General features: G+C 58.3%; 22 protein-coding genes and 1 pseudogene. 11 read left to right on the forward strand and 12 right to left on the reverse strand.

From position 1 onward, the window contains the following. Positions 1–31 precede the first annotated feature (31 nt). From yidC to rpmH, 4 genes and pseudogenes are all read right to left on the reverse strand, one after another. The gene (yidC, locus tag A9404_RS09020; protein WP_066100514.1) at positions 32–1,729 is read right to left on the reverse strand and encodes a membrane protein insertase YidC; all 1,698 of its coding nucleotides are present in this window, start codon (positions 1,727–1,729) and stop codon (positions 32–34) included. A gap of 189 nt (positions 1,730–1,918) precedes the next feature. Beyond that, positions 1,919–2,146 (reverse strand): annotated as a pseudogene (gene yidD, locus A9404_RS13630) (membrane protein insertion efficiency factor YidD); the annotation flags it as partial. Next, on the reverse strand, positions 2,131–2,514 hold the full coding sequence (gene rnpA / locus A9404_RS09030) for a ribonuclease P protein component (protein ID WP_066100521.1): 384 nt from the start codon (positions 2,512–2,514) through the stop codon (positions 2,131–2,133). The gene rnpA and the pseudogene yidD, both read right to left, overlap by 16 nt. An 11-nt stretch (positions 2,515–2,525) precedes the next feature. Further along, entirely contained in the window at positions 2,526–2,660 is a 135-nt protein-coding gene (gene rpmH / locus A9404_RS09035) for a 50S ribosomal protein L34 (RefSeq protein WP_066100524.1), read from the reverse strand. A gap of 312 nt (positions 2,661–2,972) precedes the next feature. On the opposite strand from rpmH, the gene dnaA reads away from it, so the two are divergent. From dnaA to xth, 7 genes are read left to right on the forward strand one after another with little or no spacing between them, the layout of a single operon-like run. Beyond that, entirely contained in the window at positions 2,973–4,370 is a 1,398-nt protein-coding gene (gene dnaA, locus A9404_RS09040; protein ID WP_066100526.1) for a chromosomal replication initiator protein DnaA, read from the forward strand. 42 nt (positions 4,371–4,412) lie between these two features. Then, complete coding sequence (gene dnaN / locus A9404_RS09045; RefSeq protein ID WP_066100530.1) at positions 4,413–5,525, forward strand: DNA polymerase III subunit beta; 1,113 nt, start codon at positions 4,413–4,415, stop codon at positions 5,523–5,525. Between the two features lie 6 nt (positions 5,526–5,531). Continuing rightward, entirely contained in the window at positions 5,532–6,593 is a 1,062-nt protein-coding gene (gene recF / locus A9404_RS09050) for a DNA replication/repair protein RecF (RefSeq protein ID WP_066100532.1), read from the forward strand. Positions 6,594–6,642: 49 nt separating this feature from the next. Continuing rightward, positions 6,643–9,060: a DNA topoisomerase (ATP-hydrolyzing) subunit B gene (gyrB, locus tag A9404_RS09055; RefSeq protein ID WP_066100534.1), complete on the forward strand. Its 2,418-nt coding sequence runs from the start codon at positions 6,643–6,645 to the stop codon at positions 9,058–9,060. Between the two features lie 48 nt (positions 9,061–9,108). After that, entirely contained in the window at positions 9,109–9,681 is a 573-nt protein-coding gene (locus tag A9404_RS09060; RefSeq protein WP_066100537.1) for a LemA family protein, read from the forward strand. Positions 9,682–9,695: 14 nt separating this feature from the next. After that, positions 9,696–10,628 (forward strand): GIDE domain-containing protein, encoded by a 933-nt coding sequence (locus A9404_RS09065; protein WP_066100540.1) that lies wholly within the window; start codon positions 9,696–9,698, stop codon positions 10,626–10,628. A 25-nt stretch (positions 10,629–10,653) separates the two neighbouring features. Beyond that, on the forward strand, positions 10,654–11,433 hold the full coding sequence (xth, locus tag A9404_RS09070; RefSeq protein WP_066100542.1) for an exodeoxyribonuclease III: 780 nt from the start codon (positions 10,654–10,656) through the stop codon (positions 11,431–11,433). 16 nt (positions 11,434–11,449) lie between these two features. Here the strand turns inward: xth and glnE are convergent, their stop codons facing one another. The 3 genes from glnE to A9404_RS09085 form a co-directional block, all read right to left on the reverse strand. Continuing rightward, entirely contained in the window at positions 11,450–14,266 is a 2,817-nt protein-coding gene (gene glnE, locus A9404_RS09075; RefSeq protein ID WP_066100544.1) for a bifunctional [glutamate--ammonia ligase]-adenylyl-L-tyrosine phosphorylase/[glutamate--ammonia-ligase] adenylyltransferase, read from the reverse strand. Between the two features lie 72 nt (positions 14,267–14,338). Beyond that, positions 14,339–14,710 (reverse strand): hypothetical protein, encoded by a 372-nt coding sequence (locus A9404_RS09080; protein WP_066100547.1) that lies wholly within the window; start codon positions 14,708–14,710, stop codon positions 14,339–14,341. 147 nt (positions 14,711–14,857) lie between these two features. Continuing rightward, positions 14,858–15,328 (reverse strand): DsrE family protein, encoded by a 471-nt coding sequence (locus A9404_RS09085; RefSeq protein ID WP_066100549.1) that lies wholly within the window; start codon positions 15,326–15,328, stop codon positions 14,858–14,860. A 340-nt stretch (positions 15,329–15,668) separates the two neighbouring features. Here A9404_RS09085 and A9404_RS09090 point away from each other — a divergent pair, with 340 nt between their 5' ends. Beyond that, a complete protein-coding gene (locus A9404_RS09090; RefSeq protein ID WP_066100551.1) occupies positions 15,669–16,514 on the forward strand; it encodes a metallophosphoesterase in 846 nt (281 codons plus the stop codon). A 20-nt stretch (positions 16,515–16,534) separates the two neighbouring features. After that, on the forward strand, positions 16,535–16,753 hold the full coding sequence (locus A9404_RS09095; protein ID WP_156521296.1) for a hypothetical protein: 219 nt from the start codon (positions 16,535–16,537) through the stop codon (positions 16,751–16,753). Positions 16,754–16,814: 61 nt separating this feature from the next. On the opposite strand, the gene rmuC is transcribed toward A9404_RS09095, so the two are convergent. The 3 genes from rmuC to A9404_RS09110 form a co-directional block, all read right to left on the reverse strand. Continuing rightward, positions 16,815–18,353, reverse strand: a complete 1,539-nt coding sequence (gene rmuC, locus A9404_RS09100) for a DNA recombination protein RmuC (RefSeq protein ID WP_231880886.1) — start codon at positions 18,351–18,353, stop codon at positions 16,815–16,817. A gap of 33 nt (positions 18,354–18,386) precedes the next feature. Next, entirely contained in the window at positions 18,387–19,949 is a 1,563-nt protein-coding gene (purH, locus tag A9404_RS09105) for a bifunctional phosphoribosylaminoimidazolecarboxamide formyltransferase/IMP cyclohydrolase (protein WP_156521297.1), read from the reverse strand. Positions 19,950–20,032: 83 nt separating this feature from the next. Further along, positions 20,033–20,998 carry an NAD(P)-dependent oxidoreductase gene (locus A9404_RS09110; protein WP_322098979.1) on the reverse strand — a complete coding sequence of 322 codons (966 nt, stop codon included), beginning with the start codon at positions 20,996–20,998 and terminating at the stop codon, positions 20,033–20,035. Positions 20,999–21,036: 38 nt separating this feature from the next. Here A9404_RS09110 and dgt point away from each other — a divergent pair, with 38 nt between their 5' ends. Both dgt and yfbR read left to right on the forward strand, forming a co-directional pair. Next, entirely contained in the window at positions 21,037–22,485 is a 1,449-nt protein-coding gene (gene dgt, locus A9404_RS09115; protein WP_231880888.1) for a dGTP triphosphohydrolase, read from the forward strand. Positions 22,486–22,494: 9 nt separating this feature from the next. Next, positions 22,495–23,103, forward strand: a complete 609-nt coding sequence (gene yfbR, locus A9404_RS09120; protein WP_231880890.1) for a 5'-deoxynucleotidase — start codon at positions 22,495–22,497, stop codon at positions 23,101–23,103. On the opposite strand, the gene A9404_RS09125 is transcribed toward yfbR, so the two are convergent. Both A9404_RS09125 and A9404_RS09130 read right to left on the reverse strand, forming a co-directional pair. Next, entirely contained in the window at positions 23,094–23,939 is an 846-nt protein-coding gene (locus A9404_RS09125; RefSeq protein ID WP_066100562.1) for a hypothetical protein, read from the reverse strand. The genes yfbR and A9404_RS09125 overlap by 10 nt on opposite strands. Further along, positions 23,936–24,250 carry a hypothetical protein gene (locus A9404_RS09130; protein WP_066100565.1) on the reverse strand — a complete coding sequence of 105 codons (315 nt, stop codon included), beginning with the start codon at positions 24,248–24,250 and terminating at the stop codon, positions 23,936–23,938. Before A9404_RS09130 ends, A9404_RS09125 begins: the two co-directional genes overlap by 4 nt. Positions 24,251–24,289: the final 39 nt, after the last annotated feature.

Below are 24,289 nucleotides of genomic sequence, written 5' to 3' on the forward strand. Positions count from 1 at the left end.
TTCCCCAGACCTACCCAGAAGGCAAAGCGGGTCAGTCTGCTTTGGCGGCGGCGGTCGCCATCTGCTTTTCGATCTGGCGCGTGATCATGTACTGCTGGGCGATCGACAACAGGTTGTTCACGAACCAGTACAGCACGAGACCGGCCGGGAAGAAGGAGAAGAACACCGTGAAGATGACGGGCAGCCAGGCGAAGATCTTCTTCTGCATCGGATCCATCGGCGCCGGGTTCAGTTTCTGCTGCACGAACATGGAAATACCCATGAGCAACGGCAGCACGAAGTACGGATCCTTCTGCGAGAGATCGTGGATCCACAGGATCCACGGTGCCTGACGCAACTCCACGGATTCGGCCAGTACCCAGTACAGCGAAATGAACACGGGAATCTGGATCACGATCGGCAGACAGCCGCCCAGCGGATTGATCTTCTCCTTCTGGTAGAGCTTCATCATCTCCTGGGAGAGTTTTTGGCGATCGTCGCCGAATCGTTCCTTCAACTGCTGCATCTTCGGCGTGACGGCACGCATCTTCGCCATGGAGCGGTAGCTGATCGCGGACGGCCACAGGAAGAAGAGCTTGATGACCAGAGTGACGAGTACGATTGACCAGCCCCAGTTGCCGATCCATTCGTGGAAATGCTTCAGCAACCAGAAGATCGGGTCGGCGATGACCGTGAAAATGCCGTAGTCGATGGTGAGGTTCAGGCCCTGCGCCAGCGGTGCCAGGTTGGCCTGGATCTTCGGGCCCACGTACAGGGTGGAATCCAGCTTGGCCGTGCTGCCTGCGGCCACGGTGGTGACCGGCGAGGACATGCCGATCGAATACAGTTCCTGATTGTTCTTGGACGATTTCAGCGTATAGAAATGATTGACCTGATCCGGTTTGGCCGGGATCCAGGCGCTCATGAAATAGTGCTGGATGATGGCGACCCAACCGTTCGTGAGATCCTTGGACAGGTTGTTCTTGGCCATGTCCTCGAAGGATACCTTCTCGTAGGCGAGTCGATCCTTGCTGCCCGGAACGTCGCCGGCATAAACCCCGCCCGTATAGGTATGTACCAGTTGGGTTCCCGGCGTCACGCCCAGACGGGTGAGCTGACGATACTGGCTCGCGGACCAGGGTTTCGCGGTGGTGTTGTCGATGTTGTATTCGACGCCGATGGCGTAGGTTCCACGTTTGAGAATATAGGTCTTGGTGATCTTGATGCCGTCCTGTTCCCAGGTCAGCGGGATCTTGAGTTCGTTCTGGCCGGGTTGCAGTTCGTAATGATCGCGGGCCGACTGGAATGTCGCGTAGTGGTCCGGTGCCACATCGCCCTTGGCGCCGATCAGGCCGGACTGGGCGACATACACGAAGCCCTGACTGTCCGTCAGCAGCTGGACGGGTTTGGCCTTGTCCTGTTCCTCGGGGTACTTGAGCAGATCGGCCTGATCGATCACGCCGCCGACCGTACTGATGTGCAGGTCAAGCACATCGGTTTTTACCGTGATGGTCTGCGTTGCCGCCGTTTTGGTTTCTGCGGCCGGATTGCTCGCAGCGGGCGTGCCCGGAGCGGTGGCCTGAGGCAGATCTTTCGCGGTCGACTGATCGGGGATACCCGGTACGGCGGTTTGGGGCGCAGCGGTGCCCGTTGGTGCATGCTGCGCAGTTTGATCCTTGGTCCAGGCTTGCCAGAGCAGGAGAAGTACGAAGCCGAGGGAAATTACCAGGATCAGTCGACGATTATCCATCTTAGAGACTCAAGTGATTTAAGGTGTTTTGTTGGCCAGTTTGTCCCGATGTTCGGAAGTCGCCGGTTGGGTCACTGCATAATCGACCGACGACGGGGAGACGGGTTCCTCGTTGGGACGATTTTCGCGTGGGTTTGACGTGTCGTGCCCGGTTTCGCTTTTGCGAACCGACAAGTCTGCCGCCATTTTATGACAGGAGCATGCCGGTTCGGGAACCGGATCATAACCCCCTTCGCAGAAAGGATGACAGCGACCGATCCGTTTCAGGGCCAGCCAACTGCCCCGCAAGCTGCCGTGCTTGCGCAGTGCCTCGAGGGCATAGTGGGAACAGGTGGGTTCGAACCGGCAGCTGGGGGCCAGAAAGGGGCTGATCAGCAGCTGGTAGCCGCGGATGAATTTAATCAGGAGCCAGCGCATCGGGTGATCACCTTGTCGAACAGAAGGATCATCATGCTGCGCAGCTCAGCAGCCGATAGCCGATCTGCGCCGGCCTTCGCAAGGATGACCATGTCGATTCCGGGGAGACGACCCTGGTTCTCCCGGAACAGCTCACGGGCATGGCGCTTGATCCGATTGCGCTCATGCGCTCTGTGGATCTGGCGTTTTGCGATGGCCAGACCAAGCCGGGGACGTGGGGTTTCGCCGAGATGCGCGACGGCCATCAACAAGCCGCAATGGATGCGTTTGCCGGATTGAAAGACGCGCGTAAAATCGCCGGGCCGGGTCAGTCTTGACTCGACCGGAAAACCAAACCCTGCTGGCGAGGCCAATACGGTTTGGTTCATGGTTGCAGCCGTTAGACGGCGAGGCGCTTGCGGCCCTTGGCGCGACGTGCGTTGATTACGGCACGACCACCGCGGGTTTTCATGCGCGCACGGAAACCGTGGGTGCGTTGACGGTGAATGATGCTGGGCTGAAACGTTCTTTTCATGACTTAATCCTAGGCAGACAGTGTTTTACGGTTTGTCAGGCGCGATGCAACCATCGCGCGGTTACCCGCAGGGTTCGTGCAAGTCGTCCGTAAAATCAGTCGGTTACTTGCACGAATGCTCATCGGGTTACCTGTCCGCGTCCGTGCCACAAGCTTCGGACCGCAAACCAAAAGGCCAAATATTACACTGCAAAAACAAAGGACTGTCAAGGACTCTAGCGGGATTCGGCGGGCGTTGGGCTGGCTTGCGTCACACGAAACAGGGGCCTCGATGATACACTGTTCGTTTTGGAAGGTGCTTGATTCAGTCTTATGTCAACGAACACTCTAGAACTTTGGCAGCGATGTGTTGAGCGCCTGTCTGCGGACCTGACGGCGCAGCAGATCAATACCTGGATCCGGCCGCTTCAGCCGGAATCCGCCGATGCGAATCATCTGATTCTCTGGGCGCCAAATCGTTTCGTACTGGATTGGGTCGCCCAGAAGTTGCAGGGCCAGATTCTCGGTTATGCGCGTGAGCTCGACGCGAATCCCGAACTGGTCATCAGTCTTCAGGTCGGAAGTGCACAAGCGAAGGCGGTGGCTCAGCCGTCCCCGCGCGTGTCCTCCATCGAACCGAGCGTCGACGATTCCGGCGGTGCGGACGAAGCGGGCGGTGCCGAAGCCTCGCTTCCGGACAACAAGACCTTTTCCAGCCACATCAACAGCAAGTTCAATTTCGACAATTTCGTTGAGGGCAAGTCCAACCAGTTGGCGCGGGCGGCATCCCAGCAGGTCGCTCAGAACCCCGGCGTCGGCTACAACCCGCTCTTCATTTATGGCGGGGTCGGTCTCGGCAAGACGCACCTGATGCAGGCGGTCGGCAATGCGATCCTCGAACGTTCGCCCAATGCCCGTGTCGTCTATCTGCACAGTGAGCGATATGTGCAGCAGATGGTCAGTTCCATCAAGAACAACACGATCGAGGAGTTCAAGAATTTCTATCGGTCGGTCAACGCGCTGCTGATTGACGACATCCAGTTTTTCGCCGGAAAGAATCGCAGTCAGGAGGAGTTCTTTCATACCTTCAATGCCCTGATCGAGCAGGGGCAGCAGATCATCATGACCTGCGATCGCTATCCCAAGGAGATCGAGGGGTTGGAGGAGCGTTTGAAATCCCGTTTCGGCTGGGGGCTCACGGTGGCGGTCGAACCCCCCGATCTGGAAACACGGGTGGCCATCCTGCAAAGCAAGGCGGAACAGTCCCAGATTCAGCTGTCGACGGATGTCGCCTTCTTCATTGCCAAGCGGATCCGCGCGAACATTCGAGAGCTGGAAGGCGCGCTCCGGCGGGTCATCGCCACGGCCCAATTCACGGGGCGCCCGATTACGGTGGAGTCCACCAAGGAAGCGCTGAAGGATCTGATTGCCGCCCAGGCGAAGCTGATCACGCTGGAAAATATCCAGCGTACGGTAGCGAAGTATTACAACCTGAAGGTTTCCGACCTGACTGGTATCCGTCGTTCGCGGTCCATCGCCCGTCCCCGTCAGATTGCCATGAGTCTCGCCAAGGAACTGACCAACCACAGTCTGCCTGAGATCGGCGAGGCCTTCGGTGGGCGGGATCACACTACGGTTATCCACGCCTGCAAGAAAATCGAAGAGTTGCGCGAAACCGAGACCAAGTTGAACGACGACTACAACTTACTGAGACACACGTTGAACGTATAAACTGCATATCGCCATCTGCGGCGGGACATCGAGGGAAGAATAATGCGCTTAATAGCGGGTCGTGAAAGCATTCATGCAGCAATCAGTCAGGTATTGGGTGGTGTCGAGAAGCGCCAGACCATGCAGGTGTTGAGCAATGTGTTGCTCGATGCGCGGGCAGGCCAATTGATGCTGGTCACTACCGATCTGGAAATCCAGCTTTCTACACGGATCGACGTGCAGATACAGGAGGAAGGCAAGGTCACGGTCAATGCCCGGAAACTGGCGGACATCATCAAGTCTGCTGCGGCTGATGCCGAAATTTCCTTCTCGATCGAAGACCAGTGGTTCGTCATCGATATCGGGACCGGCAAATTCCGTCTGGCGACCATCGACGCCCAGGATTTCCCGCTGATGACCGAGGAGGCCGCGTACCGCAACACCCTGACCTTGGGCGAGAAGGAACTGCATGACCTGATCGACAAGACCCAGTTTTCGATGGCCCAACAGGATGTTCGCTATTTTCTGAATGGACTCCTGCTGGAAGTTCGTTCCGACGAAATCGTGGCCGTGGCCACGGATGGCCATCGATTGGCCTACGCGCAGATTCGCCAGGAAAACCCGGTCGATCAGGACCGTCAGGCGATCATTCCGCGCAAGATGATTCTGGAGTTGTTGAAGTCACTGGACCCGGCGCGAAACGCACCCATCGAACTGGCCCTCGGCGACAGTCAGATTTCCCTGACCATTGGCCAGAACCGTCTGATCAGCAAGCTGATCGATGGCAAGTACCCGGACTACAATCGCGTCATTCCCAAGAACAACAGCAAGACCCTCATCGCGGCCAAGGCGGATCTCCGTCAGGTGTTGCTCCGCGCTTCCATCCTGTCCAACGAGCGCTTTGCCGGGGCGTATTTCCATCTGTCGCAGAATGAACTGGTCATTGAGTCCAACAATGCCGAGCACGAGTCATCCCGTGAGGCCATGGCCGTTCAATATACCGCGGATGACCTGAAGATATCCTTCAATATCAGCTACATGCTGAATATCATCGCCGTGATCGATTCCGCGGATATTGCCATCTATCTGGAATCGCCGGATGCCAGCGTCTTGATCTGCCCCACGGTCGACGGCCCGGTCGTGACTCGTTACGTGCTGATGCCGATGAAGCTGTGATCGCTGTTGGCCTGTCTGACTTCGATCTCCATTCGGGACTTCAGAAATCTGGATGTGACCGATTGTGCACTCTCGCCCCGGTTCAATCTGCTGACCGGCGATAACGGCGCCGGTAAAACCAGTATTCTCGAGGCCATCTATTTTTTGGGAAGTGCGCGCTCCTTCCGGACCCCGAATGCCGCAGATCTCATTGCGCACGGGGCATCCTGTGCCACGGTTCGGGCCAGCGTATCCGACGAGTCGATCAGCCATTCCCTGGGTATCGAACGTTGCAAGAGCCATGTGCGTATGCGCCGGGACCAGACGGATGTCGCGCGCGTCAGTGCATTTGTCGAGCATGTGCCCGTATTGGCATTGCATCCCCATTCCGACGAATTGATTGTCGGGGCGCCGGATATTCGACGGAAATTTCTCGATCGCGCCGCGTTTTATCTCTACCCGGATTTTTTCAGCCTATACGGTCAGTTCGCTCGTGTTCTGAAACAGCGGAATGCCGCCCTGCGTCGTCGGGAGTCCACTGAGCCCTGGGATGCCCTGTTCGTGCAGTACAGTGCTTTGATGACCGAAAAGCGCGAGGAAACGGTGGCCCACTTGCGTCGTGTTGTCCCCGGGATCCTCGCTCAGCTCAACGATCGACTGATGGTCGATTTTCATTATGCCCCGGGGGTCAGGGTGGGCGAGGAGCTTCAGGCTGCGCTTGTTCGGCAACGTCAGCGCGAGTACGAACTGGGTGCGACCCTGAGCGGTCCGCATCGCGCGGACCTCGTCTTTACGCTGGCCGATCAGTCGGCGAAGAGCACCGCCTCCCGGGGGCAGGTGAAGTTGATGGCCACCCTGATGAGTCTCGCTGTTTCCCGCCTCTGGCAGGAGCTTCGCGGCAAGACGGCGGTGATGGTCTTTGACGATCTGTTCTCCGAATTTGATCGGCGTCATGTCGACACCCTGCTCGCCTACCTCGCCACCCTCGATCAGCAGTGCCTGTTCTCGGCTACCCCGCTGAATCGCTTGGATTTCGACTTCGATGCGCGATTCACCGTTCAGGGCGGTCAAATGGCTTCCGTGGTATAATTCCGAGCCTTAGTGCTGACGAAAACCGACTTCTGGAAATAGAACGATTATGAGCGACAATTCGAATTACGACTCGAGCAGTATCAAGGTTCTCAAGGGGCTTGATGCCGTTCGCAAGCGGCCCGGCATGTATATCGGTGACACGGATGACGGCAGCGGTCTGCATCACATGGTTTTCGAGGTTGTCGACAATGCCGTGGACGAGGCGTTGGCCGGACATTGTTCGACCATTACGGTCACGATGCACGCAGACGGTGCCGTCTCCGTCCTCGACGATGGTCGGGGCATTCCGGTCGATATTCATGCCGAGGAAGGCGTATCGGCCGCCGAGGTCATCATGACCGTGCTGCATGCCGGCGGCAAGTTCGACCAGAACAGCTACAAGGTCTCCGGCGGTTTGCACGGCGTCGGGGTGTCGGTGGTCAACGCCCTTTCCGACGAGCTTGAGCTCAAGATCTATCGTGGCGGTCGCGAATACCGTCAGGTCTACCATCTCGGGGTGCCGCAGACGCCGTTGACGGACGTTGCGCCCGCCCAGAAAACCGGTACCTACATCCGGTTCCGTCCCAGCCCGAGCATCTTCTCGGATGTGGTGTTCCATTACGACATCCTGGCCAAGCGTCTCCGGGAACTGTCGTTCCTGAACTCGGGGATTCGCGTCAATCTGCATGACGAGATTTCCGATCGATCCGATGTCTTCTTCTACGAGGGCGGCATCAAGGCGTTCGTCGAGCACCTGAACAAGGGCAAGACGGCCATTCACAAGCAGGTACTGAGCTTCACCGGCCAGCGCGACGTGGTTCAGGTGGAACTGGCGCTGCAATGGAATGACAGCTATCAGGAAAACATCTTCTGCTACACGAACAACATTCCGCAGAAGGACGGCGGGACCCACTTGACGGGGTTCCGTGCCGCCCTGACGCGCACGCTCAACGACTATATGGATCGTGCCGGCATTCTGAAGAAGGCCAAGGTCGCCACTTCGGGCGAGGATTGGCGTGAAGGCCTGGTCGCCGTCATCTCGGTCAAGGTGCCCGATCCTAAGTTTTCCTCGCAGACCAAGGAAAAACTGGTTTCCTCCGAGGTGAAGTCTGCCGTCGAGTCCCTGACCGCCGAGCGTCTTGCCGAGTTCCTGGAAGAAAACCCAGCAGAGGCCGGGCTGATCACCAGCAAGATCATTGAAGCGGCCCGTGCGCGTGAAGCGGCCCGACGGGCCCGGGAAATGACCCGGCGCAAAGGCGCCTTGGACATCGCCGGCCTGCCCGGCAAGCTGGCCGACTGCCAGGAGAAGGACCCGGCGCTCTCCGAAATCTACCTCGTGGAGGGTGATTCCGCGGGCGGTTCTGCCAAGCAGGGCCGTGATCGCCGTACCCAGGCGATTCTGCCGCTGAAAGGTAAGATCCTGAACGTCGAGAAGGCCCGTTTCGACAAGATGCTGTCCTCCGCGGAAGTCGGCACCCTGATTACGGCATTGGGCTGCGGCATTGGTCGGGAAGATTTCAACCCGGACAAGCTGCGCTATCACCGCATCATCATCATGACCGACGCCGACGTGGATGGAAGTCACATCCGTACGCTCCTGCTCACGTTTTTCTACCGTCAAATGCGCGAACTGGTTGAGCGCGGGCATATCTATATCGCTCAGCCGCCGTTGTACAAGGTGAAGAAAGGCAAGCAGGAGCAGTATCTGAAGGATGACCTGGCCCTGAACCAGTATCTGCTACAGCTGGCGCTGGACAATGCGGCGCTTCAGGCCAGTGCGGATACGCCGCTGATTTCCGGTGCGGCCCTTGAAACCCTCTCGCGGTCCTATCTGGTTGCCCAGGCCGTGATCGACCGTCTGGCGCACCGTTACGATCCGGCCGTTCTCAAGGCGATTTTGCATTTGCCCAAGATTGCCATGGACGACATGAACGGCTCCGAGGCGTTTTCAAGCTGGGTCGCTCGATTCTCGAGCCTGGTCAATGAGTTTGCCGACCCGGGGATCGCCTACGCCTTGAGTTGGCAGCCGGGCGACGAAGAGACTTCGGCTTCGTTCCGTTTCACACGAACCCAGCATGGTGTTTCACATGAAACATCGATGCCGAGCAGTTTCTTTGCAACGGCAGATTACAAGGTGCTGGGCGATCTGGCCGTTCAGCTGGAAGGGTTGATCGGTACGGACGCGCGCGTGATTCGCGGTGAAAAATCGGCGCCGATCACGCATTTCGAGCAGGCCATCGAGTGGTTGATGCAGGAAGGCCGACGTGGCTTGGGTATCCAGCGTTACAAGGGTCTGGGTGAAATGAACCCGGATCAGTTGTGGGAAACCACGATGAACCCGGACACCCGTCGATTGCTTCAGGTGCGGATCGAAGACGCCATTGCGTCCGACGAGTTGTTCACGATTCTCATGGGAGACCTCGTCGAGCCGCGGCGAGACTTTATCGAAAAATTCGCCTTGTCCGCGGCGAACATCGACATCTAACGACAAGAAACGAGACACCACAGACGAGCAAACAGGGAGAGCCAACTCATGGGCGTCACACTTTCCATCATGATCTTTATCTTCGCGCTGCTGATCGTTTGGGCGATCATCATGTACAACGGATTGGTCGTGCTCAAGCACAATGTGTCCCAGGCGTGGTCGAACATCGATGTCCTGCTCAAGCAGCGCCATGACGAGTTGCCGAAGCTCGTCGAAACGGCCAAGCAATACATGCAGTATGAGCAGGAAACGCTCCAGAAAGTGATGGCGGCGCGTTCGGCCGTACGCGATGCGCAGGATCGCGGAGACCTGGATGCGCTGGGCGCTGCCGAGAACCTGCTGCAGCGTGGGCTGGGCGGGTTCTATGCCGTGGCGGAGGCGTATCCGGACTTGATGGCCAACCAAAACTTCCAGCACCTCCAGCAACGGATTTCCGGTTTGGAGAACATGATTGCGGATCGGCGCGAGTTCTACAATGCGGCGGTCAATCTCAATAACGTGCGGATCGAGCAGTTTCCTGATGTGCTGATTGCGCAACTGTTCGGTTTCCGTGCCTTCAAGTTGCTCAATTTCAAAAGCAATGAAACCAAGGATGTCGATATTAAAAGCCTGTTTGGCTGAGGTGGGTTCACTCCATGCTGGCGTTCTACGCAGACTGGTTGGCGCGGCTATCGGATCATCATTTCCTCGCATACCTGGTCATCCTGGTCGTTGTCACCCTGGGCCTGATGGGCGCCGGGGTTTTTTTTGTGCGACGGGCGTACTGGATTTCGAATACGGCAACGTCCCGAATTGCCTCAGCGCATCAGGGTTATGTCGAAATTGAGGGGGCGGCCAAAGGAGAAGCCGGGGTATTTCCGCTGGTCTCTCCCCTGTCTGGAACCCCTTGTGTCTGGTTTGAAGTATCGGTTGATCAGGATGGTCAGCCCAATGGCTGGATCGGCAATCGAAAGCCGCACAGGATTTTTCATCAAGTCAGTGACCACCTGATCGTGGTCGACGATGGCAGCGGCGAGTGCGTGGTCGACCCCGATGGGGCGACCATCTTTCCCGAACGTATCCGGGTTTGGCGCGGGGAAACGGAACGCCCAAGTCATGCCAGTGCGATACGGACCAACAAATACGTGGGCCCCTATCGCTACACGGAGAAACTGATTCTCGATCAGGATCCCTTGTATGTGCTGGGCTGGTTCAAAACCATTCGTCACGATGCGCATCAGCTGGCGGACGACAGCGTTCGGGATCTTCTTAGATCGTGGAAGCAGGATCCTCACCGAATGAAATCCTTCGATACGGACGGAAACGGTGTGATCGACGAGGCGGAGTGGCGGGCGGCGCGTCAAGCGGCCAAAGACATCGTCCGTCAAAAACAGGTTGCAGAACAGGATGTGGAGAAATCACATATCCACACCATGTCGAACCCCGAGTCGCAGCGACGGCCGTTCATTATTTCGGCACTCGACCAGACGTCATTGGCCGGACGTTATCGTCGCTGGGGTTATGCCCTCTGGCTGTTGAGCGCCGTGAGTTTTTATTTGTGGGTGACCGCCTATTACCTGCGCGGCTAGCCTTCACCATTAGAGATTTTAAGCAATGATCATCGCGACTTGGAACGTAAACTCGTTGAATGTCCGGATGCCGCAGGTGTTGGCCTGGTTGGCGGAATGGCGTCCAGCGATACTCGGTCTTCAGGAACTGAAACAAACCACGGAGGCGGTGGATGTCGAAGCCATTCGGTCATTAGGTTATGAAGCGTTGGTCAATGGGCAGAAAACCTACAATGGTGTTGCATTGATCTACGATGCTGCGCTCGGTGCGCCCACCGATGTGGTGACAGATATTCCGGATTTCGACGACCCGCAACGACGTGTCATTGCTGCGACCTTTGGGTCGATCCGTGTGATCAACGTCTATGTGGTCAATGGCGAAGCCATCAACTCGGACAAGTTTGCCTACAAGCTGCGGTGGTTGGCTGCGCTGCATGCGTGGATCAAACAGGAACGCGCGGAATATGACCAACTTGTCCTGATGGGCGATTTCAACATTGCGCCGACAGATGCGGATGTCTACGACCCGGAATCATTCCGCGGCCAAGTGTTGTGTACGGAAACCGAACGGGGCCACTTCAATGAATTGCTGTCCCTTGGGTTGACCGATGCACTGCGCTATATAGAACCCACGGAGCCAAACTATACTTGGTGGGATTACCGAGCTGCAGGATTTCGTCGGGACCGCGGACTGCGCATCGATCATGTCCTGATATCAGAAGGTTTGCGGTCGCGTTTGTTGCACGCAGAAGTTGATCGTGTGGCGCGCGGCTGGGAGCGACCTTCCGATCACGCCCCGGTGCGAATCACCCTGGGCGCAGATTAGGAAAGTCTGCGCAACACTAGTCGGTGAAATAATGTTGCCAGGTGGCCATGACGGTCGCCCGTTCGGACGCGAAATCGGCGATGGGCACATTCAAGGACTGGTTGGCCAACGTTCGGCGGTGTGTTGCGTTGCGCAATGACTGATAGGCGGTAATCAGCGCCGATCCGATGGCTTCTGGCAGGACCTTCTCGTTCATGAGCGCGGTCAGCTGACGAATATTGTCCGTGAACCGAATAATCTCCGGGTGGGCGTGTGCATGGCGCAGCAGGAGATATTGAACGATGAACTCGATATCCGTAATCCCCCCAACACCGCGTTTGAGATGGAAATGATCGGGCGGGGGGCTATCCTGCTCGGCCCGCATTTTTTCCCGCATCGCACGAATCTCGGACCGCAGCATGTTCGGGTCACGGGGGGTACAGATCACGGCTTTCCGAATGGCGGTAAAGGCAGATTCGATGGGCGGATGACCACAGATGAAACGGGCACGACACAAAGCCTGGATTTCCCAAAGCCAGGCATGCTCCTGCTGGTATTGCGCGAATCCCTTTAGACTGGAGACAAGCAGCCCGCCGACACCATCCGGTCGAAGCCGGGTATCAATTTCATAGAGTACGCCCGCCGGTGTCCTGATGCTCAGGGTATGGATGATTTTCTGGGCAATCCGGGCGAAGAAGAGACTGTTATCGATGACCTGCGGCCCCGTGGTAACCGTCTCCTCACCATCCGAGTCATGCAGGAAGACGAGATCCAGATCCGAGCCATACCCCAGTTCGATGCCGCCCAGCTTGCCATAGCCGATGATGGCAAATCCGGGTTCGATGACGCCTTCCGGGGTGGTAGCCTGCGGGCGGCCATAGCGCTCCTGCAATTTATCCCGGGTACGGTTCAGCACGGCACGAAGTGCAACTTCTGCGATCCAGGTCAGCTGATCGGATACCCGCATGACAGGAAGCACCCCCATGGCGTCCGCGGCCGCAACGCGCAGTACGGAGAGTTGACGGAAACGGCGCAGTTCATCGAACTGTCGCTCCTCGTCTTCGGGGAAACGGGATAACAGACCATCGAGTTCGGCGCAAAGATCATCCACGTCGGGCTGGACGTACAAAGCCTCGGGATCGACAAGTTCATCCAGAAGGATGGGGTGTTGTCGCAGAAGATCGGAAATCCAAGGACTCGCCGAGCAGAGTTGAATGAGTTGACGGAGCGCCTGGGGTTGCTCGATCAGCAGTGCCAGGTAAACTGATCTTCCCAGCACGGCGCTAATGAGGGTCAGGACAGCCTGAAGTGTCGAAATGGCATTGTCGCCAGTTGCAACTTCGTGAAGAAGATTGGGTATCAGTACATCGAGGCGCTGGCGGACGATGTCACTGACAAGCGCATAGTGTTCACGTTTCCAGGCGCGTAGGGTTTCTAGGGCAGCCTGTGGGTCGGAAAAACCCTCGTGCTCGAGATGATTCATGGCCCGTGCATCTGACAGGCTGTCGTCCTGCCACACAGTGAGCAAGGGGTCATCGTCGCGTCGCTCGTCGCGCTGGGTCTTGAGAATCTCGCCGAAATGTCGATGAATGCGGTGCCGGTGCGCGTCGAGGGCCGGGAGAAAGTGCTGCCAGCTATCAAACCCCATCGCCAGGGCCAGACGGGTACGATCATCGTCCTTAATCGGCAGGGATTGGGTTTGTTGATCGTGTTGCATCTGAAGCCGGTTTTCGGTGCGCCGAAGGAAGTCATAGCCAGACTTGAGCTCGGCAATCATCGATGCAGGCAGCTGATGCGTCTCTCCCAGAACATCGAGGGTCTTCAGAATACTCCGGCTCTGCAGACGCGGTTCCCTTCCTCCGCGGAGCAGCTGGAACAACTGGCCGATGAACTCCACTTCACGAATGCCTCCTGGCCCAAGCTTGATGTTGTCGATCAGGCCCTTTCGGGTCATTTCCACTTCGATGGCCTTTTTCATGTCCCGAAGTTGGGCAAACGCACCGAAGTCCAGGTACTTTCGATAGACGAACGGTTTGAGTTGGTTGAGCAGAGTTTCTCCGGCAGCAAAGTCCCCTGCGATGACCCGAGCCTTGATGAAGGCGTAACGCTCCCATTCACGACCTAGCGTGGCGTAGTAGTGCTCCATGGCATCAAAGGGAAGCGCCAGGGCACCCTCGTCGCCATGGGGTCTCAGGCGCATGTCGACCCGAAAGACGAAACCGTCGCTTGTCACATGATCCAGGGAGCGGATGATGCGTTGCCCGAGCTTGATGAAGAACTGACTATTGGCAATCGGACGTTCGCCATCCGTTTCACCTTCGTGCTCAAAGGCGAAAATGAGATCGATGTCCGAGGAGTAATTCAGCTCATACCCACCGAGCTTACCCATACCCAGCACGACCAGACGTTGCATTTGGCCCGAGTGATCCCGGGGGCTGCCATGACGGGCCGTCAGAGCGGCTTCATGAAAGAGTAGCGCTTGCTGAACACTTTGGTCCGCCAGTTGCGACAGGTCAAAAAGCGTTTCCTGCGTGTCAGCCAGACCACAGACATCCCGCCAGGCAATACGGATCATTTCGATACGTCGGATCTGACGGAGGGCCCGGTCAAACTCTTCATCAGCACGTGTCGCAAACCAGGCGTCAAATCGAGCCCGGAGATCGCGCTCGTGATTCGGTTTGGAAATCAGGGGAATGAGCTGAACCCAGAGCCAGGGCAAGGTCTTGAGGCTCTGGGCGATAAAGGGACTGACCGTGGCGATCACGCGGAGCTGCTGTAGGGTCACTTCGTCCGCGCCGGCCACAATGGCCGCTTCAGAAAGAAACTGGTAATCGGACTCAGGCAATTGAACCATCGGGCATTCGCTCATTGGTGGCGCAGCGATCAATCCGTCTGCGGGGCGGCACGGATACGGTCGACAGTATCCTCATGCAATCGAGGATCCGTCCTGCTTGTGAATGTAAATGAGCCGCATGTTCTGAATGTGATCCGTTGCCCGGCTTGCCGCACGGACTGTCTCGATTATTCCGTACAGGGAACGTGGTCCTTCGGGGCATTCATCGTCATAGACGACGACAGAGCCGTCCGGCGCATCGAGGGGAACACTGGCGATCGTAATGGACAAGGCGTCTTCATGGGTCAGGACCCCGACGTTGGGGGGGCCGAAGGCATTGAGCGGCTGAAGATACACCGCCCGTACTTGATGATCATCGCGTCGATCTCGGCCGAACTCATGGATGATGGACGATATATCCTCGGGCGTGAGGTCGTTGGCAGGCGGCTCTTTGGCAACGGTCATGGCGGAATCCTGTAGCAAGCGTTATCCGTACCTAAGAATACTGGAGCCACAGGAAAAAAAAAGTCGGCGCGCGGCCGACTCGATGGGAATGCGTGTGTTCCCGGCAGGCCGCCGCGCTAGGAAACGGCGAACCGGGGAGGTGTATCCTCAGGGGCGCACGAGAATATAGCCGGCTTCGACCAGTTTCACGATACGGACGATACCGGACGGCGTCTTTTGTGCAACGGGGTTGAGAACGGGTTCGTGGCCCAGTTTCGCCGCGGCCTTTTTCAACGAATTCTCGCAGGCTGTAAAACGTACGCCTTGTTCAGACAAGGCTTTGATCTTGGCGGCATTGGGGTTGTCGGCAAAAAGCAGACCGACGCCTGGTCCAAGCGCGACAACTTCGACATCCACGTCGGTGCCGAATGCCTGCATCAGGTTGGTGGCGACGTTCAGTGGCACGATCTGACGCTTCGGATCTTCATCCGTAACCTGGATCACGACATGATGCGCGGCAAGGGAGTTGCCGCCCAGGGCGTCGATGGCTTTGGCATCCGCCATGGCGGCCTGGGCTGACAGCGTGCCCGCGAGCAGCGTCAGAGCGAGAAGAAAACGCGGGAGGCGAAGTTTCAACATGATTTATCCTCGATGATATTCAGAGTCCGTAGGGTTTTTGTCTCAATGGTTTTGTTTTATGAAGAGACCGCGCCAGTTTAATCACAATTGGCTACGGGAGGCAAAAACGAATTTATGATCGGGGGATTAGTCACGTTATACGGGATTTATCAGAATAGAGGTTCTTTGCGGCACATTGACTTCTTGACGAAGATCCGGGTTAGGGGTGATACTCAGGCAAACCCTTAACTTGCTAATGATATATCGTCCGCCCCCCGCTTCAGAGTGGGTGGGGTTCAGGCCCGTTGTTCGCCATGAGGAACGACCCGCGCTGAATTAACGAAAAGCTCAATCCGTATTAATGACATTATTCAAACAGCTATTAATTAATTCCGAAGGACGGGATTTTGTTGTCGGCGACCTGCATGGGAATCTGACCCGGCTGGAGAAAGCGCTGGAATACCATCACTTCAAACCGGATCGGGACCGGGTGATTTCCGTTGGCGACCTCATTGATCGGGGCAGTGAATCGTTGAATACATTGCGGTTGCTCTCGGAGCCCTGGTTCTTTTCTGTTGCAGGGAATCACGAACGATTATTAAGCCTGCATCGAAATGCGTTGACGCGACGTCAATTGGACCCGATGGCGCGCGCGCGACTCCAGGAGTCCGGAGCGCAGTGGTTGTTGGATGCCTACGACGGGCTCAATGAGGACAAATGGGCCGATTTCATCACGGAGATCATGAATCTGATCAGCCAGCTTCCACTGATGATACAGATCGGCAATGGACCAGACGCCGTCGGCGTCGTGCACGCAGAACTCCCGGACTGGGATTGGAGTCGAAACGTGGCCCGGCTGGAGCGGATCAAAAAGGTGCGGTTCTGGGATCAAACCCGGGACGAACCGACCATCGAATCGATTCTCTGGGGGCGCGGTCAATTCCAATCATTATTGCGCGGCGATCATAACGACCGGATGGTTGAGGGAATCGCGTGGGTTATTTATGGTCACAACACCCTGCATACACCTCGGCGCGCGGGAAATCGACTATGGATAGATACGGGCGTGCATGAAAAGCAGCCGGATCGGGGGCTCTCTCTCGTGGAGGTCGGCCCGGTTCTTTCCGTGACAACCCATTTCAGGGATTTACGCATTCGGACCGAACGTTTCAGCGCCCCGGCGCCGGTCCGTTTTCATTCAGTTTAAATCGTAGAGATAACGTTGCCTTGAAAACAGAACTGATATCTGAATTAGAGGATTTGAGTATTGCTGAGCTCGAGCAGCTCATCGAATCGATTGCTGCAGAAGTGGCGCGGCGCGATGCCGAGTCTGCGGAGCGCGCTACTCCGCCAAAACTCGACGAAAGTGAAATCGTCCAGGTTCTGGCTTTCGAACTGAAACGCCACCGCAAGCAGAAAGACGAAGTCTTCAATCCCTTTGCCTGAGCGACAGGGGTGGTCGAGCTGCGGACGGGGGGCGACTGTCCCACCGTGTGCGTGACCATCCTTACTTTGAAACGTCGTCACTTCCGTTCTGATGGAATTCGGCCGCCGTCAGTGAGCGCGTCTCGGTGGTGATGGGGGCCAGATCGGGAATATCCGATCGTTTGGCATGGACGGCACCAAGGTCACGAAATTTCCGGGCGCTGGGCAGGACGCGCCCCTCCAGTGCACCCACCGACTGGTTATACGCCATTACGGACTGATCCAGGCTCCTGCCCAGACGTTGCCAGTGCTCTGCCAATGTACCGATGCGTTCGTAGATCTCCCGGCCGAGCTGGGCCATCTCCTGAGCGTTCTGGGCCAGCGCTTCCTGACGCCATCCATAGGAAACTGCTTTGAGCAGGGCGATCAGGGTGGTCGGACTGGCGGGGATGACCCGCTTTTCTGCACCGAACTCGATGAGTGTCGGATCCTGCATCAGGGCGGCCGAGAAAAACACCTCGCCAGGCACAAAAAGAACAACGAATTCGGGCGTCGGATCGAACTGTTCGAAATAGTCCTTCTTGCTGAGCTGATTGATGTGGGTACGTACCTGCTGTGCATGATCATTGAGGTAACGGACGCGGTCGATCTCGTTCGTGGCCTCGATAGCCTGAAGATAGGCGCTGACCGGGGCTTTGGCATCAACGACGATGCGCCGCCCTCCCGGCAGATGCACGATCATGTCCGGGCGGAGCCGCCCCGCTTCCGTCGACTCGGACACCTGCTCCTCGAAATCACAATGGGCCAGCATCCCGGCGAGTTCGACCACCCGTTTGAGCTGTACTTCGCCCCAGCGTCCCCGGGCACTGGGCTGTCGTAACGCCTTGACGAGATCCGCCGTTTCCCGATGCAGCTGTGGGAGATGAATCTGCAGGAGATCGTTGATCTGTTGCTGAAGTGCACCATAGGCCGTGGTACGAACCTGTTCGAGTAGGCCCAATTTCTGGTCGAACTGTTCAAGACGTTCACGAATAGGCTGGGTTATTTGGCCAATGGCGGCCTGGCGCTGCGCGAGATCCTGGGTGGCGGCCGTCTGAAACTGGCTCAGATTTTCCTTGGCCAGCTTGAGGAAGGATTCGTTGTTGGCCCGGAGCGCATCCGCCGAGAGCGCCTGGAAGGCCTGTTGGAATTGATTCTTGGCCTGTTCGAGCAGGGCAAGTTTCTCTTCACTGGAATGACGCTCCTGGGCCAGACGTTCCTGCAGTTCAGCCAGTTGACGCTCGCCATCGCGCGTCTGCTGTTGGAGTGTCTCGATTCTTCGTTCAGCGGCGTGGCGCTCCTGCTGCAACTCGTTCAGGCGACGCTCCATACCGGCCAACGTTGCCTGGTGCCCGGCAAGATCGACCGACAGGGCCTGAGCCAGGTGCTGTGCTGACTCGCGTTCCTGCCGCAGGTCGACCATGTCCGCGGCCTGTCTCTGCAGTTGCTGCTCCTGCGTCGCCAAGGTTCGGCGCGCATATTTGATGGTAGACCAAAGAGCGAATGCTGCCGGCAGTGAAACGACGGCGATAACCAGAATCACCCACGCCCACAGTGCCGGGAAAGACGGCAATGAATCCATCCAGGCGTACCAGGGCGTCATGGGGCGTTGGGTTTAGTGACGGAAATGGCGGATGCCGGTCAGGACCATCGCGATACCGTGCTCGTTTGCGGCATCGATCACCTCCTGATCCCGCATGGAGCCTCCGGGGTGGATCACGGCCGTGATGCCCGCCTCGGCTGCCGTGTCGATTCCGTCCCGGAACGGGAAGAAGGCATCCGATGCCATGACGGAACCGGCGACCGGCAAGCCGGCATCCTGGGCCTTGATGGCGGCGATGCGCGCCGAATACACCCGGCTCATCTGTCCGGCGCCGACACCGATGGTCTGTTCCCCGCTGGCGTAGATGATGGCATTGGATTTGACGAATTTGGCGACTTTCCAGGCGAACAGCAGGTCACGGAGTTCTGCCGGCGTCGGTTGCCGCTGCGTCACGATCTTCAGATGATCGGTCGTTATGACGGCGCTGTCCTCATCCTGAACCAGTAAGCCACCGTTGACGCGCTTGTAGTCGAAGGCGTGTTCGGCATACGCCGGCCATTGGCCCACGGCCAGCACGCGGACGTTCGGCTTTGCGGACAACTCGGTACGTGCCTCGTCCGTGATTTCCGGAGCGATGATGACTTCGACGAATTGGCGGTCGATGATGCTGCGTGCGGTGTGGGCATCGAGCGGCCGGTTGAAGGCAATGATGCCGCCGAAAGCCGAAGTGGGATCCGTGGCATAGGCCCGGTCGTAGGCGACGGTAAGATTGTCGTCGACGGCGACGCCGCAGGGGTTGGCGTGCTTCACGATCACGCAGGCCGGCTCGACGAACTGCTTCACGCATTCGAGCGCGGCATCCGAGTCGGCGATGTTGTTGTAGGACAGGGGTTTTCCTTGAATGATGCGGGCGGCAGCAATGCTGCCCACCGGGGGCTGATGTTTCACGTAAAACGCCGCCTGCTGATGGGGATTTTCGCCATAGCGTAGATCCTGAGCCTTGACGAGTTGCAGATTGAACGTCGGTGCGAAGCGGTTGCCACTGACCATCTTGCCGAAATGGGTCGCGATCATGCCATCGTAACGGGCGGTGTGCTCGAAGGCGCGGACAGCCAGTTCGAAGCGCGTGTTGCCCTGGATTCCACCCTGTTCGATATCGGCAAGAACGCGTTCATAATCTGCAGGGTCGACGATGATGGCGACATCTTTGTGATTTTTGGCTGCGGCGCGCACCATGGCGGGTCCGCCGATGTCGATGTTCTCGACCGCATCTTCATAACGGCAATCCGGATCGGCGACCGTCTGCTCGAAGGGATACAGGTTGACCACGACGAGGTCGATGGGCTCGATACCATGTTCGGCCATGACCGCGTCATCCACGCCACGCCGGGCCAGAATGCCGCCATGGATCTTCGGGTTCAGGGTCTTCACGCGCCCGGCCATGATTTCCGGGAAGCCCGTCACATCGGCAACTTCCGTGACCGCCAGTCCGGCGTCCCGAAGAAGCTTGGCCGTACCGCCCGTCGAGATGAGATCGATGTTGTGTCGGGTCAGGGCGCGGGCGAATTCCAGAACGCCGGTCTTGTCGGAGACGCTCAACAGCGCGCGTCGCGGGATCATGGGTTGGTCAATCATAAGTCAGGTACCTGTCGTCGTAATCAGTCGGCGGCTGACGTGCAGCACCGACGGGGCGAAACCGGCCATTTTACATGATCATGTCATTCTGCCCGAACGATCGTGTCGAACAGGGCGCTATAGTCATCGTCCGCATGCCCGGCTTGCACGCCCTGCTCCAGTACGAGCGCCAGGGTATCGATGAGTCGCGTATCGACACCCCGCGGATCGGCGGCGGTCTTGAACAGGCGAATGTCCTTGAGCAGATGCTTCAGAGGAAAGTTCGCCTCGGTGAAGTGCCGCTCGGTCATCCGGTCGAGCTTCTTGTCGAAGGTCGGCGCATAGAGGGCACTGTCGCGCAGTGTCGCCATGAAGGTTTCGACGGAAACGCTTTCGCGCTGGATCAACCCGAGGCTCATGGAGAACGCTGCCGTCAGGCTGCCGATCAGCTGGTTCATGGCGAGTTTGGCTGCCGCGCCCTGGCCGATGAAGCCAAAGTGGGCGGGGGTTCCTAGGGCTGAAAGGAAGGGTGTGGCGGCAGCTATGTCGGCCGGATCGCCGCCAAGCAGGATCTGCAGCGTACCGCTGGCAGCCTGCGGCGTGGACCCCAGAACAGGTGCTTCCAGATAGCGCCCGCCTGCATTGCGGATGGCGGCGGCCAGGGTGCGCGATTCCTCTGGTGCGATGGTGGCGGCATTGATCACGAGCCGGTCTCGCCATAGGGGCAGTGCCGATTCGGCACCGAGCACCGCTTCACAGGCGGCGAAATCCGCTAACATGACCCAGACAAACGCCGCATCCCCGACGGCGGTAGTAAGATCCTGGCTGACGTTCAAAGCGGTCGAATCGATGTCCTCGCGCAGGCTGCGGTTGTAGCCGGACACGTGGAAGCCCTGTGCCCCGAGGCGTTGGGCGATCGCCTGGCCCATCAGGCCCAGGCCCAAAACGGCAATGGATTCTGTTTGCATGGCGGTATCCTGTCGGGTGGCGGCAATGAGGACATGATAGGCCCATCCCCCCCGAAAATCGCGCATCTTTTGGGGACGGTCCGGTAACGGTCGATGCGCCATGAGCCTGTGCACATACCTAATGAATCGAGAGAAACACGGTGACCAATCCGAAAACCGAAGACCTGCCCTGGGCTCAATGGTTGAACCCACGCCGACGTCGACCCAGTCAGACGAGTCCGGCCCTGTTCCACACGGAGGCTCGGGCCGAGATCGAGCGGGATTACGATCGGGTCCTGTTCTCTTCTCCGGTCCGACGGATGGCGGACAAGACCCAGGTGTTCCCGCTGGATCACTCCGACAGCGTACGGACCCGTTTGACGCATTCTCATGAGGTGGCGAATCTCGCGCGCTCCGTCGGAATCGATCTGGTATTCAACCATGGCCTGGCCGCGCACGTGCCCGCAGCCTTGCGTGAAGTACCCGCGTTGCTGGCAACGATCGGACTGGCGCACGATCTGGGGAATCCCCCCTTCGGGCATCAGGGTGAGGAAGCCATCGCGCGTTGGTTTCACCGACATCGATCCACCGTGCTGGATGATGGCACCACGTTGACCGAAGGGATGAAGCAGGATTTCCTGGCGTTCGAGGGCAATGCCCAGACGCTGCGGCTGCTGACGAAGTTGCAGCTGATCAACGACGATTTCGGTCTGAATTTGACCGTGGCCACCCTGGCTGCGCTGATCAAGTATCCCGCACCCAGCGATGCGGTGGATCGGACCCAGGTGACCCGCAAGAAATACGGGTTCTTTCAATCCGAACGGGCGCTGGTCGAGGAAGTCTGGGCGCAGTGCAACTTGAAGGCCGGTGTGCGGCATCCGCTGACCTGGATCCTCGAGGCCTGCGACGACATCGCCTACTCCGTGCTGGATGCCGAGGATGCGGTCAAGAAGGGGTTGCTCTCGTTCTCGGATATCATCGCCTTCCTGCGTCATGCGGCCGGAGACGATCCGATCGTGGCCCAGGTGTGCGAGGCGGCCCAGCTGGAACATCGTCGGTATCGCCATGAGAATCTGTCGCCCGGCGAGTTGAACGACATTTCCATGCAGACCTTTCGGATCCGGGCGATCGGTGCGCTCATGCAGGCCGTGGCGGACACCTTCCTGCGCCAGTTGCCCGCGATCGCCGATGGCAGCTTCAACCAGGAACTGATCGAGGCCTCACCAGCTCATGCGCTGCTGAATGCCCTGAAGGCGTGCAACTGGGTTCATGTCTACCGGCACCAGTCCGTCCTTAAGGTCGAGTTGACGGGGTTCGAGGTGATCCACGGGTTGATGGATGCCTTCTGGTATGCCATTACCGATCGGGCCGACCCCGGTGATCCGGCCAGCGCGCGCAACACGCCGTTGTCGAGTTACCTGTACCGCCTGATCTCGGAAAACTACCGCCGGGTCTTCGAGGCTGTCGATAATCCGATGCCCATCCGGTATCGCGAGGCCCAACTGCTAACGGACATGATCTCGGGCATGACCGACAGCTTTGCCGTGCGATCCTGGACGCAGATCCAGGCGGCCGGATTTCCGGCCCAGGTCCATCGAACCCAAAATTAGGAACCGCAAGTGAGCGAAACGCCCAATAACCAGAGCCATTTTTTTGCTTATCTGGCCCGGATGAAATATATCGTGCGCTGGGGCCTGATGCGCAATACCCGCGCGGAAAACATCCAGGAGCACAGTTTGCAGGTGGCGATGATCGCCCATGCGCTGGCATTGATCGGCAACAGTCAGTTCGGGGAGAACCACGATGTCGGACGCATCGTAACCGTCGCGCTCTATCACGATGCCTCCGAAATCATCACGGGCGATCTGCCGACGCCGATCAAGTATTTCAGACAGGATATCCTGGCGTCCTACAAGGCGCTGGAGGCTCATGCCGAGCGCAAGCTGACGGGCTTGCTGCCATCTGAGCTGCAGTCGGCCTTCGCCGACGTGATCGAGTCCGAGCGCATTGAGCCGGCGGTCTCCCGGGTGATCAAGGCGGCAGACTCCCTGTCTGCCTACCTCAAATGCGTTGAGGAACGGCGCGCCGGAAATACCGAATTCCAGCGCGCGGAACAGTACCTGCGGGAAAAACTGGATGGGATGACCGATCTACCGGCCGTCCGCTATTTCAGGGACTATTTCGTTTCCGGTTTCGAACTGACCTTGGATGATCTGAGTCACGACTGATCCGCCAGTCGGTCTGTGGCGCGGGTGCGAGCTGTTCGGCGCAGATAGAGATAGTGGAAAGCCCCGGCGACGATCAGTCCGCCGATAGCGAGCAGGAACATGCTTCCCTGCACATAGCCCAGCATCGCGATGGCCGCGCCCAGTAGCCCAAGGTGTCGCCCGAGAACGCGTGTGGCTCGGGTGATGACGATGCCCAGCGCCGACAGCGCGCCCAACTCCAGTGCCAGGAGGGCCATGACGATAAGCAGCAACCGGGCGTATCCGGGAAAGACGACCGCCAGGAGCCCGAGGCCCAGCGCAGCGGACAGGACGGCAAGCCCGACACGTTGTTGCATTCGGGTCGGGCTGGACGCGGGCAGATAATCGTTGAGGCGCAACCAGAGCATCAGACCGGCGGCGAAGGTCCAGACGCCGATGAACACACTGACCACTGCGATCAGGCGCAGATCGAACCCGTCCATCCGGTAGTTGGTCTCGAACCAGCCGGTCAATCCCAGCAATGCGACGGCCAGACCGCTGCCGATCGTGATCAGCGACAATCCGTTGAGAATACTGTCCTGTTCAGAATGTGACGCTGCGGATTTGGGTCGACGCGCAGAAAAGGGGGCCGCTGCGACGCCCAGCAGGATCATGATCGTGGCCAGCAGGGAATTGCTGCTGTCGGCTGCCCAGATGACGCTCCCCAGCAGGACGATCAGGGTGACTATCAGCAGGAGCACAGCGCGACGTGGTCCGATGAACGGGAGCGACACCCGTCGGCTGAGCGCAAAGAGCGCCAGCAGTAACGCGATCAGGGCAAACCAGCCGATGAGATCGATCTGCAAGCCGAAGTTCATGATTCGCGATCCCTCTCAGCGTGTTGGCGGTGTGCTGGCGGGCGCGTTTCAGCGCGAATTTCGCGCCAGAGCAGCGACAGGGCCGCCGTGGCTGCCTGTGCGGAGAACAGCACGGCCAGGGCCGTCACGATCATGCCTGGGATGGTGGTGGCCGTCACCAGTGCGCTGGTCGCGGCCACGACGATAAAGCCGGAAAGCACGCCCGCCAGCAGCAGGCCCCGACCGCGTCGACGGGTATCGGAACGTGCCAGGCCACTGAGACCCAATGCGGTGGCCAGCAGTATCGTATAGAGCGCAATCACCGGATCCATGTCGATTCCCCATCATTTTGCCCGTCGCGACGATCGACG

Origin of the sequence: Halothiobacillus diazotrophicus (genome assembly GCF_001663815.1) — a bacterium.
GTDB lineage: Bacteria > Pseudomonadota > Gammaproteobacteria > Halothiobacillales > Halothiobacillaceae > Halothiobacillus > Halothiobacillus diazotrophicus.